Annotated in this window: 13 protein-coding genes; 8 read left to right on the top strand and 5 right to left on the bottom strand. The window is 38.3% G+C overall.

Features of this window, described 5'->3' with window-relative positions; genetic code table 11:
- The first annotated feature begins 188 nt into the window (after positions 1-188).
- From ACQY77_RS02465 to ACQY77_RS02435, 7 genes are all read left to right on the top strand, one after another.
- Positions 189-3365 (top strand): SusC/RagA family TonB-linked outer membrane protein, encoded by a 3177-nt coding sequence (locus ACQY77_RS02465; protein WP_421939572.1) that lies wholly within the window; start codon positions 189-191, stop codon positions 3363-3365.
- Positions 3366-3375: 10 nt separating this feature from the next.
- Complete coding sequence (locus tag ACQY77_RS02460; protein ID WP_421939573.1) at positions 3376-4947, top strand: SusD/RagB family nutrient-binding outer membrane lipoprotein; 1572 nt, start codon at positions 3376-3378, stop codon at positions 4945-4947.
- Positions 4948-4960: 13 nt separating this feature from the next.
- A complete protein-coding gene (locus ACQY77_RS02455) occupies positions 4961-6490 on the top strand; it encodes a DUF5689 domain-containing protein (protein ID WP_421939574.1) in 1530 nt (509 codons plus the stop codon).
- 104 nt (positions 6491-6594) lie between these two features.
- Positions 6595-8001 carry a calcineurin-like phosphoesterase C-terminal domain-containing protein gene (locus ACQY77_RS02450; RefSeq protein WP_421939575.1) on the top strand — a complete coding sequence of 469 codons (1407 nt, stop codon included), beginning with the start codon at positions 6595-6597 and terminating at the stop codon, positions 7999-8001.
- A gap of 42 nt (positions 8002-8043) precedes the next feature.
- Entirely contained in the window at positions 8044-8943 is a 900-nt protein-coding gene (locus ACQY77_RS02445) for a glycerophosphodiester phosphodiesterase family protein (protein WP_421939576.1), read from the top strand.
- A gap of 55 nt (positions 8944-8998) precedes the next feature.
- On the top strand, positions 8999-10342 hold the full coding sequence (gene glpT / locus ACQY77_RS02440; protein WP_421939577.1) for a glycerol-3-phosphate transporter: 1344 nt from the start codon (positions 8999-9001) through the stop codon (positions 10340-10342).
- A gap of 24 nt (positions 10343-10366) precedes the next feature.
- Positions 10367-11059, top strand: a complete 693-nt coding sequence (locus ACQY77_RS02435; RefSeq protein WP_421939578.1) for a GDSL-type esterase/lipase family protein — start codon at positions 10367-10369, stop codon at positions 11057-11059.
- Here the strand turns inward: ACQY77_RS02435 and bioD are convergent.
- The 4 genes from bioD to ACQY77_RS02415 form a co-directional block, all read right to left on the bottom strand.
- Positions 11051-11659, bottom strand: a complete 609-nt coding sequence (gene bioD, locus ACQY77_RS02430) for a dethiobiotin synthase (protein ID WP_421939579.1) — start codon at positions 11657-11659, stop codon at positions 11051-11053. The two genes, ACQY77_RS02435 and bioD, sit on opposite strands and share 9 nt — an antisense overlap.
- Positions 11652-12776 carry an aminotransferase class I/II-fold pyridoxal phosphate-dependent enzyme gene (locus ACQY77_RS02425; RefSeq protein WP_421939580.1) on the bottom strand — a complete coding sequence of 375 codons (1125 nt, stop codon included), beginning with the start codon at positions 12774-12776 and terminating at the stop codon, positions 11652-11654. Before ACQY77_RS02425 ends, bioD begins: the two co-directional genes overlap by 8 nt.
- Before the next feature lie 65 nt (positions 12777-12841).
- A complete protein-coding gene (locus tag ACQY77_RS02420) occupies positions 12842-13291 on the bottom strand; it encodes a hypothetical protein (protein WP_421939581.1) in 450 nt (149 codons plus the stop codon).
- An 80-nt stretch (positions 13292-13371) separates the two neighbouring features.
- Positions 13372-14148 (bottom strand): XRE family transcriptional regulator, encoded by a 777-nt coding sequence (locus ACQY77_RS02415; RefSeq protein ID WP_421939582.1) that lies wholly within the window; start codon positions 14146-14148, stop codon positions 13372-13374.
- 132 nt (positions 14149-14280) lie between these two features.
- On the opposite strand from ACQY77_RS02415, the gene ACQY77_RS02410 reads away from it, so the two are divergent.
- The gene (locus ACQY77_RS02410) at positions 14281-14631 is read left to right on the top strand and encodes a GIY-YIG nuclease family protein (protein WP_421939583.1); all 351 of its coding nucleotides are present in this window, start codon (positions 14281-14283) and stop codon (positions 14629-14631) included.
- Positions 14632-15196: 565 nt separating this feature from the next.
- On the opposite strand, the gene ACQY77_RS02405 is transcribed toward ACQY77_RS02410, so the two are convergent.
- Positions 15197-18370, bottom strand: coding sequence for a peptidase MA family metallohydrolase (locus ACQY77_RS02405; RefSeq protein WP_421939584.1), 3174 nt, complete (start codon positions 18368-18370; stop codon positions 15197-15199).
- Between the last annotated feature and the right edge of the window lie 112 nt (positions 18371-18482).

The following is an 18482-nucleotide window of genomic DNA, read 5'->3' as shown; positions in this document are numbered from 1 at the left end:
CCGGCAATCCGGAAAAAATAAAACGAAAATACGAAACTGTAAGTAACTAACCGGATATACTCATTATGATTAAAAATTTTACTCAAAGAATTTCTTGGCTACGCTGTGGATCCAGATCGATTCCTTTAAGTTCTGATAGAACACATAGGAAAGACAGGCCTGCGCATCTTTTGTCGTTTGTTTTAAAATTGACACTGAGCTTGTTGCTGATCAGCACTGCTTTTTCATTGCAGGCACAACAAACAAAGTCGATTACAGTTAAAGGAAGAGTGGTTGATGCAGCTGATAATCAACCCCTGGTAGGGATAACCATCTCCAATTCTGCCCGAAAAGTGTTGGGAACAACCAATGAAAATGGAGATTTTAGTATTGTGTTGGTTTCTCCTGACGAGATTTCATTCAATATGGTGGGTTATACTGTTTTGAAAAGAAGTTTTAATACTTCACAAACCGGTACAGTGGTTAAAATGACTTCATCAACAAGTCAATTAAATGAGGTTGTTGTTACCGCACTTGGTATTAAAAGGGAAGAGAAAGCCTTGGGGTATGCAGTAACTAAAGTAGATAGTTCTGCATTTACAGATGCCGTAGCGAGTAACTGGACCGATGCATTATCTGGTAAAGTAGCCGGATTAAACCTGGTTAGGAACAGCGGTCCGGCCGCATCAAATAAAATTATTTTACGCGGTGAGAATAATTTAACTGGTGATAACGAAGCCCTTATTGTAATAGATGGAGTGGTAGCGAGTAGTTCAACCAGACGTACTGCCGCGTCATCTGGAGGCGTATATGGTACTTCAGGTGATATTATGCCTCCTGATTTTGGTTCTGCATTAAACGACTTAAATCCAGATGATATAGAAAGTGTAACGGTGCTTAAAGGCCCTGGTGCATCGGCACTTTATGGACAACGTGGTGCGAATGGAGCCATCATTATTACTACCAAATCGGCCAAGAGCAATAAAAAACTAAACATTACCTTTACCTCAAACAGTACCTGGGAACAGGTTAATGCACAGCCAGATGTTCAGAACCAATTTGGGCAGGGACAGTTTGGGGTGCCTTATTTTTCTTACGGAGCTTCAGTTGATGGTCCGAGTACAAACGCCACCAGTGCAAGCTGGGGTGCTCCATTTGGTACAGGATCAAGCTTTTTTCAATATGATCCGGCTACCAAAACACGCGGATTAAGCAGGACTCCATGGATTGCTTATGAAAACCCTGTTGATGCTTTCTTTAAAACCGGTTTTGAATCATCAAATTCAGTGAGTTTAGACGGAACTTATAAGAAAGTGGGCATGCGTTTTTCTGCCAGCCATGGTAATAATTCCTGGATTGTACCTAATACAGGTTTGGAGAGAACAACCGCTACTTTCAACGCAACAACGAACTTAACCAAGAAACTCAATTTATCTTTTAAAGTGGCCTATAATAACCGCCATAGTGATAACTTGCCGGCAACAGGTTATGGAAACCAATCGTTAATGTATTGGTTTATGTTCGCGCAGCCTAACGTAAATACCGATTGGTACAGAGATTACTGGGCGCCGGGTAAGGAGAATGTACAGTTTGTAAACATTACGACAACCAACCCAGAGAGTCCTTATGCAATTTCGGAACAGTATATTAATAAACAACGTAGAAATGGCGTTTTAAGTAATTTGCAATTAAACTATAAATTCACCGATGAATTGAGTTTAATGGTTCGCGGATCGATAGATTATAACCATGATATCCGTGAAACGCAACGTCCCTGGGACGCAGCAGGTAACAAATTTGCACAAGGCTCTTATCGCGTACAAGATATTAATTCGTATGAAGCAAACGCAGATTTTCTCTTGAAATACGACAAGAAGATTAGCAACTCATTGAAGATGAATGCAAATTTAGGTGGTAGCCAGATGAGGAATGAGTATAAAAAAGGTGAGCTTCGTGCAGATGGTTTAGTAATTCCTGGTGTTTATCAATTAGATAACAACGCTAACCCCTTAATATCTGTTCCGGATACGGCTAGATACAGGATCAATAGTTTATATGCTGCTGTTTCATTTACTTTTAAAAACTACTTGTTTTTAGATTTAACTGGCCGTCAGGATTGGAGCAGTACTTTGGCTACTCCATTCAGAACGGATAATGTTGGCTTTTTCTATCCTTCAGCCAGTGCATCTTTTGTGCCTTCTGATCTTTGGAAAATGCCTAAAGCCATTAACTTCTTTAAATTAAGGGCCTCAGTTTCCCAGGTGGGTAGTGGAGGTACAACACCTTACCGCACGGCCTACAATTACGGTTTAGCTTCTAATGGTGTTTATCCGGATAGTGCAATGACCAATCCATCTGTACTTCCTAATCCTAACCTGAAACCGCTTAAAACAACTACAATTGAGGTGGGGACCGAATTGCGCTTATTTAAAAATCGTTTAAATTTCGATTTTGCTGCTTATTATGGCAACACCAAAAATCAAATTTTAAATCGTATTGTAGATCGTGCAACAGGTTATAGTGTAGCTGTATTCAATGTGGGTAACGTTGAAAACAAAGGTTTAGAACTATCGGTAAATGGTACAATATTACAATCCAAAAAATTCAAATGGCAACTTAATGGTACATTTACAGCTAACCGAAATTTAATCAAAGAGTTGGCCGATAGTTCGGTTGTGTTAAGAACAGGTGCGTTAGGCGGTGGCCAAATTGTTGCAAACGTAGGAGGTAGCATGGGGGATTTATGGGGAAGAGGGTATTTACGCTCACCAGACGGACAAATAATTTATGATGCTGGTACGGGGAATGCAAAAACAAGTAACGATTTGATCTATCTGGGTAATACCATGCCTAAATTCCGTTTCAGTTTTGGTACTACCATTACTTATCAGCGTTTTAGTTTATCAGGCTTATTTGATGCGCAGTTAGGCGCTGTGGCTCATTCATTAACTTTTTCAAGAATGGCAGCTCTAGGTAAATTAAATTTAACCTTACCAGGAAGGTATAATGGAGTAGTTGGAGATGGTGTTGTGCAAAATGCTGATGGAACTTTCAGGCCAAATGATGTAGTTGCAACCAATCTGGAAAGCTTCTATACTTCGCTTTATGGCTCTGATCAGGCTGAAGGCAGTATCTTCAGAACAGATTATTTAAAATTTAGAGAGGCTAACCTAACTTATACTTTCAATACCGCGTTTTTAAAGCGAATTGGCTTTAACAAGCTTACTTTAGGTTTATACGGACGTAACCTGTTTATCTGGTCGCCTTGGCCGGCATTCGATCCTGAATTTGGAACTTTATCAGGAACTGATATTGTACAAGGTTTTGAAACAGGTCAGCTTCCATCCACCCGTAGTTATGGTTTCCGTTTAGTTGTAGGGTTATAAAAATAGAATCATGAGAACAGTAAATAAAATAACAAGCTATATATTATTAACGGCGGTAAGCACTTTGGCTTTTTCTTGTAAGAAAGATTTTAATGAAGTGAACACTGATCCCATTGGTAAGTCATCGGTTGCAGCTAATCAACTGTTAGCTCCCGCCCTGGTGAATGTCCTTTCGGCCAACATGGTGCGTAATCGCAACTTTAATAACGAATTAATGCAGGTAACTGTTGATATCAGTGATGCAGAAGGTAAGGTTTTCAGGTATGATGTTAGACGTACCTGGGCCGATTATACCTGGAATTCATGGTACCCTGAGTTAACCAATTTCCGCGATATGTACACCATCGCCAATAAACCAGAATCTTTGAATGCTTCTTATAAAGGAATCTCATTGATTACCCAGGCCTGGGTGTTTCAATTGCTAACTGATGTTTATGGTGATGTACCTTATTTTGATGCAAATAAAGGAAAAGATGGTGTTTTAGAACCCGCATTTGATAAACAAAAAGATATTTATCTGGATTTATTCAATAAACTGGAAGAGGCAAATAAACTTTTAGCAGAAGGTAAAACCATAGTGGCATCTGGAGATCCTGTGTATCAGGGAGATGTGTCGAAATGGAGGAGATTAGGTAACTCTATGTATTTGAGGTTGTTGTTGCGTCTGGCTGGTAAAGCAGAAGTTAGTGCACAGGTTATTTCCAAGATCAAAGAAATAGCCGATACAAATAAAGCCAACTATCCGATCATGGAAAATAATACCCACACGGCTAAAATATTATGGAATGGTACCAATAGCAGTACAGCCTTATATTCTTCTCCTTTTATGATCAACGTTAGGGCAGTAGATTTTAGAACTCCAGCCATTACAGAGTTCTTTATGAATAACCTCACTACCTGGAATGATCCCCGACTTAATAAGGATTATGGTAAAAATGGTATTAACAGATTAGGAATAGCTTCGGGTCCAAATGGCTTCGTTGGCGTACCAAGTGGTTATGATGCAGGAACTTCGTATGTAAAGCAATCGTATTTTTATTCAGATGCTACAACCAATAACCCAACTACACTGCAAACAGATCCGTATACCGGTATTATCATGAATGTGGCCGAGGTTGATTTTATTCTGGCCGAAGCTGCAGCAAAAGGATGGATTACAGGTACTGGCGAAGCTTATTATATGAAAGGAATCGCTGATGCCCTTAATTATTGGTTGCCAGATAGATTTATGAGTTCTTCAGATCCTGCACTCATTAGCTACGTAAATGCGGCTGATATTGATTGGAATAATAACTTACCCACAGACAATGCTGCAGCTGGTTCACAAAGTAAAATGGAGATGATCCATCTTCAAAAATATTATGCTTTGTTTTTAGTGGATTTTCAGCAGTGGTTAGAATATCGCAGAACAGCCCATCCTTTTTTACCTAAAGGAACTGGCCTTGCAAATGGTGGCAAAATGCCTGTTAGATTGAATTATCCTTTGGTAACTCAATCTACAAATCCAACCAGCTATAAAAATGCTGTGGCAGCGCAAGGCGCAGATGATATCAATACATTAGTGTGGTGGCAAAAACCTTAAATAATTTCTGATTATGAAAATGACATTTAAATATATCCTTTTACTAACAGTAATTGTTGGGATTTGGACAGGGTGCAAACGTGAAAATGATTACATAAAAGTTAGTCCCAGCGCCTTTATATCAAATTTTGATTTAAAGAAACTTTATAAAGAGGCTGATTTAACTTTAAACACAGAATTATTATCTGGAGCATCATTTATCAAAGGGGTGGTAATTTCTGACTTCAGGTCTGGAAATTCGCCTGCTGGTTTATTGATTTTACAAAATAGCAGGATTACCGGAAGCGGAATCGATTCCCTGAGGGGAATGGCATTTAATCTTGGATCTGATGCTTCGAAATATATTCCAGGTGATTCGGTACACATTAAAGTTGATGGTGCAGTATTGAAAAGAACAAACGGGATTTTACAAATTACAGGCATAACAAATGCAGCCGTAAACAAAGTGGCCTCTGGAAGACCTGTAAATACCCAGTTGGTTACAATAGGCGCATTTCTCGCCTCACCACAGCGTTACGAAAGTACACTGATTACCGTTGGTAGTGCTGTAGTAGAACCAGAACCAACAGTTAACGAAAAATTCGCAGGAGATAAGGTAATCGATGATGCGACAGGTAAAGCCATTGTGCATACCGAAGCAGGTGCAGCTTTTGCAGGTGAACAATTACTGATCAGCGGTAACTTTAGCGGGATCCCATTTTTATTACCAACCGGAACCAACAGGATGCAAATCTGGATGCGCTCTATTGATGATTTCAGCTTCGCAATTTTACCTAAATTTTCTCCGGCCATCATTACCGGGTATTTGGTAGATCCAAATGGTACTGATGGAAATAATGAATATATCCAGTTTTTAGCTACTGCCGATATTGATTTCACTAAAACACCATATTCGGTATTTGCTACCAATAATGCTGGTGCAACTACTTTTCCGCTACAAGGTTGGGTTACTGGTGGGGTTAGAACCTATAAGTTTAATTTAACTACTGGAAAAGTATTAAAAGGCGAATATTTTTACGTTGGCGGTGCATTGAAACGCATTAACGGAAGCTCGAGTACCAGTATTGCCTCAGCAAAATGGATAGCCAGCTTAGATTATACTACTTTGAACGGTGCTGATGGTGTAGGTGCTCCAACTGGTAATTTGCTTGCTAATAGCGGTAATATTGCAGGTATAGCCATTTTTGAAGGCACAGCAGTTACTTTGAATTCTGTGCCATTGGATGTAATTTTCTTTGGTGGATCAGGTGGCAATTTTTATAGCGCTGGTCCTCCGGCAGTAGGCTATAGAATTACAAATACAGATTTCTATAACACGATTGATCCGGCTTCAAACGGTAAAATTAAACAAGAGTTTATGGGCGCTGGTAAAAATACAACACGCCTGGGTTTCCCAAGTGCTGCAACCAGCTTTGCTCAATTGGGTGGCGTTTATAATATGAAAGGAAGATGGTTAACTAAACGTGCTTTGGTAACTATTCCCCTGACCAATACCTCACAGCTTTCTTTAATTGAGGGAGGAACCACATTAAGCGATAACTAAATCAACTAAAGGTCAATTGCAAAATTGACCTTTATTGTTAATCTTATTTTAATAATTAAATCATCCGAATCAGGTTTTTTTGTTCCTTATAAAACAAATATGATATGAATAGAAGATCCTTCATCCAAAAATCAAGTCTCTTAACCACTACTTTATTTGTAAGCTTAAAATCTTTTTCTTCGTTAATTACTGCTGAGGGATTAGTGAGTGGTAGGGTAACCAGTAAAGGAAGAGGTATTGCCAATGTGGTTATTTCTGATGGCTATAGTGTTGTTCAAACAGATAAAAGTGGCAGTTATCAAATCCAGTTAAATGAATTGGCTCGCTTTGTATGGATAAGTACACCATCTGGATATGAATTTAAAACAGAGAGCAGCATAGCCCGCCATTATTATAAACCAGATGTTAAAGCTGAGCTTAATTTTGAGATTAAACCTTTAAAACAAAACGACCATAAACACAATTTTATCATCTGGGCCGATCCGCAGGTTAAAAACAAAAAGGATGTTGAACAAATGATGGAGACATCCGTTCCGGACACACGGAGCGTGGTACAAAGCATGGGCAATACTCCTGTTCATGGAATTGGGGTAGGCGATTTGGTTTGGGATAATTTTGATCTTTTTCCCGCTTATGATGAGGCAATTGCTAAAATTGGAATTCCATTTTTTCAAGCCCTTGGTAATCATGATCAAGATTACCGGCAAGGTGGTGACGATACCTCTGATCGTACTTTTCAGGCGCATTACGGACCAACATATTATTCATTTAACAGGGGTAAAGCGCACTATGTTGTTTTAGATGACGTACGATATTTAGGCATAGAGCGTACCTACGATGGCTATATCACACCTACGCAATTAGATTGGTTAGTTAAAGATCTTCAATTTGTACCTAAAGATGCCTTGTTAATCATCAGTTTGCATATTCCTGTTCATAATCAGGTGAAAAATCGTGAAGACTTTTACGCCGTATTGAAAGATTTTAAAAATGTGCATATCATGTCAGGGCATACCCATTACAATAAAAACGTTATCCAGAATGGTATTTTTGAGCATAACCACGGTACGGTTTGCGGGGGCTGGTGGACCGGTCCTATCTGCGAAGATGGTACGCCAAGGGGTTATGGCGTTTATGAAGTAGACGGTACAGATTTAAAGTGGTATTATAAATCTACAGGAAGAGACAAAACTGAACAACTGGATATTTATGTAGATACACTTACCAATCAAAAAAGATTGATCGCCAATGTATGGAATTATGATCCTGAGTGGAAAGTCGAATACTTTTTAGATGGTAAGGCCATGGGAACATTACCTCAACAGGAGGGATTTGATCCATTAGCGGTTAAACTATACAAAGGAGATAAGTTACCTCAACCAAGGGCTTTCGTAGAGCCGCGCTCAACTGACCATTTATTTTTAGCACACTTCGGACCGGAAGTTAAGGTATTGAAGGTAGTTGCAACTGATCGCTTCGGTCAGAAATATGAAGCCAAAATCAATGCTTAAATCAAAAACAGTTCAAAAATCATTGCCAAAAACAGCATCTATATGAAAAAATGTTTTATCGCCGCACCCATTTTATTTTGCTCCATACTCAATTTAAACGTAAACGCACAGGATAAATTTCCAGCTTTTAGTGCTGAAGCGCACAGAGGAGGAAGGGGTTTGATGCCTGAAAACACCATTGAGGCCATGCTCCATGCCATGACTATCAAAGGCATTACTACCCTTGAAATGGATACACATATTACCAAGGATAATCAGGTAGTGGTTACCCACGATGATTATCTAAGTCCGGCTTTTATGCTTACGCCAGAAGGTAAAGAAATTCCTAAAACTGATGCAAAAAAGTACCCTATTTTTGGAATGAGCTACAAAGAACTCAGGACGTTCGATTTAGGAAGCAAATATTTTGATTTGTTTCCTCAACAGAAAAAAATTAAAACCCACATTCCGCTTTTGGCAGATTTGATTGATGCTGTACAAAAGAATATAAAAAAAACCGGAAACAAACAGTTTTTCTATAATATCGAAACCAAATGTGATGTAAAAGGGGATGGAGTTACTAATCCTGAACCTGAGGTATTTGTTAAACTTTTGATGGATGTAATTATTAAAAAGAAGATTACCCCTTACGTGGTGATTCAGTCTTTTGATAAACGAACCATTCAGATTATCAATAAGAAATACCCGGAAGTAAAAACCTCATTCCTGGTAGCCAACAAGAAATCATACGAAGAAAATATCGCCGACCTTGGTTTCAAACCTTTTATTTTAAGTCCGGTTTGGCAAATGGTCAATGAAGAATTAGTTGCTAAAGCACATGCCGATGGTGTTAAAATTATTCCCTGGACACCCAATACTTTAACAGATATTCAAAAATTAAAATCGCTTAAGGTTGATGGAATAATCTCAGATTATCCTGATATCTTAACGCAGGCACAATAACTTAATAGTCGGGTATTATTTATGCCCGACTAAATACTATTATCACTAACCAAATATGAAATTAACCTTGTTCCCCGCTCCAGCAGCGCACAAACCACTATTGCCCGATCACCGTGTAAATTCCAGTTATTGGAGACTGAGATTACAGGTGTTCGCAGGTATCTTTTTGGGTTATACCGCCTATTACTTTGTAAGAAAGAATTTTTCTTTTGCTATTCCTGATTTAATCAAACAAGGCTTTACCAAAGCTCAGTTAGGTGTAGCGCTATCAGCTTTATCTATTGCATATGGCTTTAGTAAATTTTTAATGGGAAATGTTTCTGATCGGAGTAATGCAAGAATTTTTTTGCCTATAGGATTAACCTTGTCTGCTTTAACGATGGTTTTGATGGGCGTTTTTCCTTTTGCTACTTCATCGGTAACGATCATGTTTATTTTACTTTTTATCAACGGATGGTTTCAGGGGATGGGATGGCCACCTTGTGGTAGGGTTGTAGTGCATTGGTACTCCATTAAAGAGCGTGGAAGAGCAATGTCTATCTGGAATCTGGCACATAACGTTGGTGGTTTTTTTGTAGGGCCACTAACGATTTGGGCGATAGAGATTTTTGCCGGCTGGGAAAGTAAATTGTATTTCCCTGGTATGGTGGCTATATTTTTTGCACTTATTGCTTATTTGTTAATCAGAGATACGCCACAATCATGTGGTTTACCGCCCATAGAAGTTTACAATAACGATTATGCTAAAACTTATGACCAGTCTCAGGAAAAAGAGTTTACGGCAAAAGAGATTTTCTTTAAATATGTTTTCAATAACCGCCTGCTCTGGTACATTGCTATTGCGAATGCTTTTGTGTATCTCGTTAGAAATGGTATTGTAAACTGGGCGCCAACATTTTTAGGTGAGGCTAAAGGGTATACGGCAAGTCAGGCAGCATGGTCTTCTTCATTCTATGAACTTGCGGCCATCCCGGGCACCTTGTTATGTGGCTGGTTAAGTGACTATATTTTTAAAGGCAGAAGAGCGCCTGTAACCATTTTGTATATGGCTTTGACCATGGTATTTGTGTTAATCTATTGGAAAAATCCTGTTGGCAATACCTGGTTGCAAAACTTGTCACTTTGGTCAATTGGTTTTCTGATTTATGGTCCCGTAATGTTAATCGGTGTTCAGGCTTTGGATCTTGTGCCCAAAAAGGCTGCAGGTACAGCAGCTGGGTTAACAGGTTTGTTTGGCTATTTTATTGGCGATTTATTGGCTAATGCAGCAATTGGCGGACTGGTGGATCAGTACGGTTGGGACGCTTGTTTCATTACCATTGTAACAGCTTGCTTACTTGCTATATTTTTTACAGGCTTTACTTGGAAGCGGGAAAAGCTTAACTTAGGTTTAGTTTAATGATCATGCTAATCAATCATCTCCATGAAAAAGATTTTTCATAAGGCAACGGTAGTTCTTGCCTTCCTTTTAACGTTTTATACAACTGCAACGTTAGCCCAGGTTGTAAAATGGGACAGTACTTACCGCCCGGGAAAGTACAAAGAACTGGTGGCTAAATTTAAAGCTGAACCTAAATCTAAAAAAGATATTGTGTTTTTAGGGAACAGTATCACTGCCGGAACCGATTGGGCAAAGCTTTTAGACCTTCCACAAGCTAGGAACAGGGGAATTTCTGGCGATATTTCTTTTGGTGTGTTAGAACGTTTGCAAGATGTGATCGATGGCAAACCGGCTAAAATATTTATCCTGATTGGCATTAATGATATCTCACGCAATATTCCAGATAGTGTGATTCTTAATAATTATAAAAACATTATTTCGAAAATCAGGAAAGGTTCAAGAAAAACGCAGATTTATTTTAATACCTTACTCCCTGTAAATAGTTCATTTGCGAAGTTTAAAAACCATTATGGTAAAGACGAGCATATTTTATGGCTTAATGATGAAATCCGGCAATTGGCGGCTAAGAATGTAACCATAGTTGATCTTTATCCCATCTTTACAGACGAGAACAAACATTTGAAAGCAAACTTAACGAAAGATGGTTTACACCTGATTCCCGCAGGCTACGATGTTTGGGCACAGTTTCTTAAAGAAGCAGGATATTTAAAGTGATATTTGTTTACCCAAAACCTTAATCAGGTTTTTATTGATATCTGTTAAGCTAGGAATGTTTCCTAGCTTTTTTGCTTTACTGTAATGCAGTATATATTTTTCCGTTTCTGCATTTTCATCACCATTAAAAATGATACCCTTGAGCTTAATTTGGTATTGGTTTAAAAGGTTTATAGATAATAATGTATGATTGATACTGCCCAGGTAGTTTTGAGATACTAAAATAACCTCTGTATTCAGCTTTTTTATCAAGTCAATGATCAGAGTGGTTTCATTTAAAGGAACCATCAAACCTCCTGCTCCTTCAATAATCAGGTCGTTGCGGGTAGGGGGAATATTCATCTTTTCAAGCACTATCGCAATTCCATCTAATCTGGCAGATAAATGAGGCGATAGGGGTTGGCTTAAGCGATAGGTTTCAGGATGGATGTAGGTTTTGTTATTACTAACTAAAGTGGAAACTGTTAAGCTATCGCTTTGATCCAGGTCACCAGATTGAATGGGCTTCCAGTAATCGGCCTCAAGTTTCTCTGCCAGGATAGCGCTGATGAGCGTCTTTCCAATCCCTGTTCCAATTCCGGTTATAAAGTAGTTAGCCATTAATTTCTTTAATTTCGTTTACTAAGGCGGTGATTTCCTCGTTTGTGTTATATATATGTATGCAAATCCGTAGACGTTCTTTTCCCAGGGGTACTGTTGGACTTAAAATGGCCCTTACATCAAAACCTTTGCTTTGCAAAATCTTCGCAGCATGTTTAGCCTCAGTATTTGATGGATAAATAATGCCCTGGATGGCACTGTTGCTTTCCAGGATCGTAAGATTGTTTTTTTTGCTCAGTTCTCTGAAAAGTGCGATTTTTTGATGCAATTCATTTATATTAACCTTGTTTATCAATTGATACGCTGCTTTTATTCCGGCAATCTGATGGATGGGAGCGGCAGTGGTAAAAATAAACGAGCGTGCAAAGTTGATGAGGTAATGGCGTAGGTTTTTACTCCCCAAAACAATAGCGCCGTGCCCTCCTAGTGCTTTACCAAAAGTGACTACGGTGGCAAATACGTTTTTATGAAGCTTGTTCTGATAAACAAGACCTTGTCCTTGCGCTCCGAATATTCCTGTAGCGTGTGCCTCATCAACAATCAGATTTGCCCCATATTGTTGGCATAAAGCTGATATTTCGACTATCGGGGCAAAATCACCGTCCATAGAATAAACACTTTCTACAATTACAAAAATGTTTCCCCGGCCGAGTTTCAATTTCGAAGCTAAATCGTCAAGATTGTTGTGCGAAAATTTATATCTCGTGCCATGGCTCAGTCGACAACCATCGATGATGCTGGCATGAATAAATTCATCTGTTATTATCGTATCGCCTCGTTGTGGTAGAGCAGATAGTAGCCCTACATTGGCATCATAGCCAGAATTAAAAAATAATCCTGCATCGAAACCATGAAAGTTAGCTATAAATTGTTCTGTTTGTTCGGTGTAAGCGGTGTTGCCACTTAATAATCTTGAACCCCCTGAGCCATTCCTTACATGGTGAAGTTGCTGCAGGTTCTCTTGGGTTAACTTTTCCAGTGATTTTGAACGTGCAAATCCGAGATAGTCATTGGAACAGAAATCGATAGGGGGAGGATCAGTCATCAGATTTCGGATCGAACGGTCATCCAATCTCTTTTGAAGCTTCTCCTTTAGAAATTGCTCGATTTTCTCCATAGTCCAAAAATAAAGAAAGCGTCTCGTTAAAACGGACGCTTTCGTAAATTTTATTAAATCCTATTTTACCCTTGTGAAGGTGGGTTGGAAACAACAGGTTTTTTATCCCCTTTGCCCTTACGAAGCCCTTCCCTCATCTTTCCGGCTTTTTCTCTTCCTTCCGCACGAAAGGCTTCGAGTTTTGTTTTTTGTTCGGCAGTTAAAACATTTTCCAAATCGGCTTTAGATTTTTGCATTGAGGCTTTCATTTCATCTCTCTTGGCTTTTCTGTCTTTAGCTTCTGTAGTCCACATGGCTTCTGCCTTTTTAGCCCGGTCTAGTTCAATGGCATAAACCTTTGTTTTTTGATCAGCAGTTAAGGCTAATTTCTTTTCCATTACAGCGGTAGATCTTTCGGCCCTTTGTTCTGCAGTTAATTTAGGCCTGTTCATTCTGGCCCGTCTGGTTGTGTCTTGAGCAAAAGTAGCGGTTAAACCCATCGCTACAATTGCTATCGTTAAAATTGCTCTTTTCATGTCTATGTTTTTTATGTGTCTTGTTTGTTTATAGATAACAAAAAGCACAAACGGTTTAATCAAGAGCTTGTTAAAAGATGTTAATTTTTATTTAGCTGCGAAATAGACTTCTGCATCTGTGCCATCATTTGTGTTAAAGTTTCCATGGTTGGATCTGGTGCAGGTTCAGGCAAAGAAGTTGAAATATAAGCCTTGGCTTTCCAGATTTCTAGGATGTCATCAGCAGCAATGGTATAAGCATCATATACTTTATTATCGGATATGAGTTTTAAATCTTTATTTTCCCTGAAGCGATTGCCAGCCCTTTTATATACTACACCTTCATTTTTACTGATGATGATATAGGTTTCGCCTGTTTTTACCTCGTTCCAGTTATCGAGGTACTCTCCGATAATTACACTTCCGGGTTGAACAGGTAACATACTATCACCCATAATTTCAAAAGCCCTGAAAGTTCCCTGGCGTAGAGCGGGTAGAGGCAATTGAAATTTAGGAAGGTCACTGATGTATTGCGGGTCAGAAAATCCATTAAGATAACCAGCACTGGCCTTTACAGGAACCAATTCTATGTTCTCCCGGTCGTTCTGATCTACTGATATACTCAATACACGTAGGTTAGATCCCTGGCTTTTGGGTTTGGGTTTCCATGAATCTGATATTTTTTCATTGATAAACTCATCGATAGTCAGATCAAAATATTCTGCTATTTTTTTTAGTAATTCATATTTCGGTTCTGCACGGTCTTCCTCATAAGCGCCGATTAAAGATCGCTTAATTTCCATGATATCAGCAAATTGCTGCTGGGTATGGCCTTTTTTCTTTCTGAGGTATTTTAAGTTGTTCGAAATATTTGACATAAAAATAAATTTTAAAATAAATTTGGAAATACTAAAATAGTTAGTAATTTTATGCCAATAAAGTTAGTAATATTATTTTGAATTGCAAGAAGATATACTAATTAGTTTAGTTTAATATTTTATACCATTATTATGAAGAAGTTTGTTTACATCGTTACCGACAGAAATCGCAGCAGCATGCATGTGGGCATGAGTTCTGATTTGATTAAAACATTAGATTTTTATAAACAGATGCCAAACTTATTTTTTGATAATGGGCAGCAACTAACGCGTTTGGTTTACTTCGAAGAATTCAAAACAGAAGCACAAGCTTTGGCACGCTTTAAACAAATCAGCCGGTTCACCAGGATGCAGAAGGAACGCTTAGTGAGATCTTGTAATCCAGATTGGATTGATTTAACTATAGGCCTGGATTTCGAAAATATTCTTTTGCACCGCAATATAACCAATCAGGTTAAACTAGCCTTTACCAGCCTTTCTTAAGGAAGGATTGAATTTTGAATGAGAGAATGATAGAATGGTTTGCAACGCGCTCGTCAATTCACTGAATCGATCCTTTTTTCATTTCCTCAATATATAATGATTGAATTTCGAATGAGAGAATGATAGAATGGTTTGCAATTCGTTAGGCAATTCACTGATTTGATCTTTTTGCATTTCCTTAATATATAGTGATTGAATTTTGAATGAGAGGATGATAGGATGGTTTGCAACGCGCTAGTCAATTCACTGAATCGATCCTTTTTTTAATTTCCTCAATATATAATGATTGAATTTTGAATGAGAGGATGATAGGATGGTTTGCAACGCGCTAGTCAATTCACTGAATCGATCCTTTTTTAATTTCCTCAATATATAATGATTGAATTTTGAATGAGAGGATGATTGAATGGTTTGCAATTCGGTAGGCAATTCACTGATTTGATCTTTTGCATTTCCTTAATATATAATGATTGAATTTTGAATGAGAGAATGAGAGAATGGTCTGCAACTCGCCAGGTCATTCCATCAGTCAAAATTCACTCATTCACTCATTAAATTTCTGCCTTTACCATCCCGGAGCAAATGTTAAACCAAATACACCACCCTTAACGTCCTTACGTTGGAAAGGGAAGGCATAGTATGGCTCCAATACAAAATAACCAAATACGTTAACACGTAACGAAATACCTACACTCATAGCCGGTACACGTTCGTTTGTTGTGAGGTAAGTAATTGGATTGCCATCACTGTCAAAAGCTGGATTTCCATTTGCGTCAACTGCCTGGGCACTGGTATAAGTAGGCTCCGATTTAAATTTAACCTTGGTGTCGTTTGTCCAGGCAACCCCGGCATCAAAGAACAGGTTTAAATCTGTAAATAAGAATTTTGAAGGTATTGCAGTTAATTTCTTAGGCCCTGTAAATGGCAAACGTACCTCAAAGTTAAATACGGCTATTTTGCTACCCGTTAATTGATCAATATTGAAAGAGTTGTTGCTCGTGCTTGAATTTGTACCGTAAATAGAGTTGGCTTCATAACCTCTAATCAAATAAGGATAACCCAGGTACATTGGATATAAACGGTCAGCATCATTACCTATTCTTAAGGTATTATAAGATCTTGCAGCCAAAGTAATGGGTTTCAATCGCCAGTATTTTCTTAAATCAGCTGTAACACCAGCAAAATTATAAGTTCCGAAATATTTTTCTCCGCTTACGCGGTATCTGAAACCATCTAAAGGAGCAGTTAAACCAAATATTGAATTATCACCTACGAAACCTGCGTTCAATTGATATAAAGTAAAAGACCTGAAAGGAATTCCAAGTTCTAAACTTGCCTGATCATTTGAAACTCTACTTCTGTCAGAGCCTTGATAAAAGCCTTCAGGTGTATAGTAATTGCTATAACGATCAATTCTATAACTATAGTGCGAAAATGCACCTCCTAGCTCAAATCGATGGATTTTGCTAAATGGATAAGCACCAAATAATTGGAATTGATCTTCAAAAGTACGGATGATATCTGTTCTGTAATTTATCAATTGTGTTGTTCCTCCATTGGTTAAAGGAACATTTTCTACACCGTAAGAACTTAAACCAGATACATAAGGGATGTGCGATACTGCAGCACCCCAGTTAATTCTGCTTTTCTGGTTAATGTAACCTACTAATCCACCAAAATCATAAATTTCTCCATTAACCGAAAGGTTTGCAATAATCTGATTAGTACCCAGGATATCGCTAAACATCCCAACAATACCCCCGGCAACGCCTGTTCCAAATCTGCTGGTAGATACCCCAACACCGCTATTGGCTAAATAATCCAATCTGAATTTGGGACGATAAGGCACTGTTCTCATCGAATCAGCTACGATTTTCTCAAATCTTTCGAAATTGTTTAAGTTCGAATTGATCACATTTACCCCAATATTCTCCATGGGTGGGAGGATAGCTGCATCAAAGTTCTCTTCCTGATTCCCAATTCTTTTTGCTTTGAAGCTGCTTAGTTTTGCATTGTATAAAGTATAGCGCTGATAACGGTAATAACTGTAAACAATATCATCTGTATTCGAAACGGAAATTGCTGGCGAGAATTCTGTTATCCCACTAATTCCGGTAAAATAATCTGTTAACTGATCTACAGAGTTGTCAGCGAAATTGTACTTGTAAAGGTTTCTAAATCCATCACGGTTTGATAAGAAATAGATGCTCTGGCTATTGGATGAAAATTGAGCATTTAAGTTGTTAGCTCCGGGGAAAACATCAAGGTTGCTTACTGTTTTAGAAGCAATATCGTATACAGCAAGGTTAATCGGATTTACTGCATTGATGTTATTGCCTTGTATCGCAGCTCTATCGGATGAAAATACCAGTTTTTTTCCATCTGGCGAATAACCAGGTGCGTAATCTGAATAGATATCATTGGTTATCTGCGTTATTTTTTTGGTATCCAAATTATAAGAGAAAATATCGCTCTGACCTTCTACCATCCCTGAGAAAGCGATGTCTTTTCCATTTGGAGACCAGGTTAAGTTGCCAAATTGTTGAACCTGGTCCATAGACGTCTGAGAAACCGTAGAACCATTGTCTACATTGATGATCATCATCTGGTTTTTACCATGACTGAAAATACTGAAGGCAAACTGTTTGCTATCTGGTGACCAGGCACCTGCAGATTCTATAAAGTTAAAATCATCAATATGTCCATTAGAAATCTGACTGGTAAGTTTTCTGATAATTCTCCCCGTTTTGGCATCGGCCAGGAAGAGGTCAATCCCGAACAAGTCCTTTTCAGACATGAAGGCTACATATTTCCCATCCGGACTAAGGGAAGGGGCAACGTTCATGTTTCCAGCATTTTTATTGTCTATGATTTTTGTTCCGGTAATTTTAATCTGCGAGCTATCAGCTTTTAGCATGGGTTTGTAATGCGCATCGATAGCATTTTTCCATAAACCAGATAGGGTTTTATCGTCATACCCGAAAGTATAGCGGATTGCATTTTCATAGCCGTATTTGGCTGTGTTTTTAAATAAAGGTACAATTGTAGTATCACCATACTGAGAACCGATATAGGTCCAGAAGGCCTGGCCATAACGATAAGGAAAATATTTGTTGGAGTTGGTCAGGTCTTTTAATGAAGGGATATCTCGGTTAAGCATGGCATCACGCATCCACATTGAAGTGAAGGCATCTTTTTTACCAATTGATAGGTATTCGGCCATACCTTCTACCATCCAAAGTGGCGTTTGACCAACGTTTTCAAGGCTTATGGAATCTTTTTCAAGTAAGATATGGTATTGAAAAGCATGCACCAACTCGTGACCCAATACGTGCCTGGTCTGACTGTTAAGCTCCATAACAGGCATGATTACACGGTTTTTAAGTGCTTCTGTAACACCGCCTGTTCCAATCCCTATCTCGCCTTGAAGCGCTGTAGTTTGTTGGAAATCAGGATGGTTGTTGTATAATATGATTGGATTCTTTTTAAAAAAAGTATCTCTAAAAACCTCCTGATGCATTTTGTACCAGGTTTCTGCATCCTGTGAAAATTTCTTTAATAGGTTCTCATTTTTAATATAGTAATAGATTTCAAAATGAGGAGTTTGTAAAACCTTAAAATCCAGCTTCTTGTAACGTACTTTGTTCTGCCCGAAATATTGAGCCTGTACAGATAAAGTACTTATTGCCAAGACTAAAATGGTAATATAACGCCTAATTAAAGTAGAGCTTATTTTCATAGAGGTGATTTTAAATAATGTAAGTAATTTACGGAAATTAAACCGAAAAAGATTTAACGATAAAAATAGCAATTGTTTAAAATACTATTCAAAATTTAACATTTTTTGTAAA

Source organism: Pedobacter sp. (assembly GCF_965279535.1).
Classification (GTDB): Bacteria; Bacteroidota; Bacteroidia; order Sphingobacteriales; family Sphingobacteriaceae; genus Pedobacter.
This window is presented reverse-complemented; position numbering and strand designations above follow the sequence as displayed.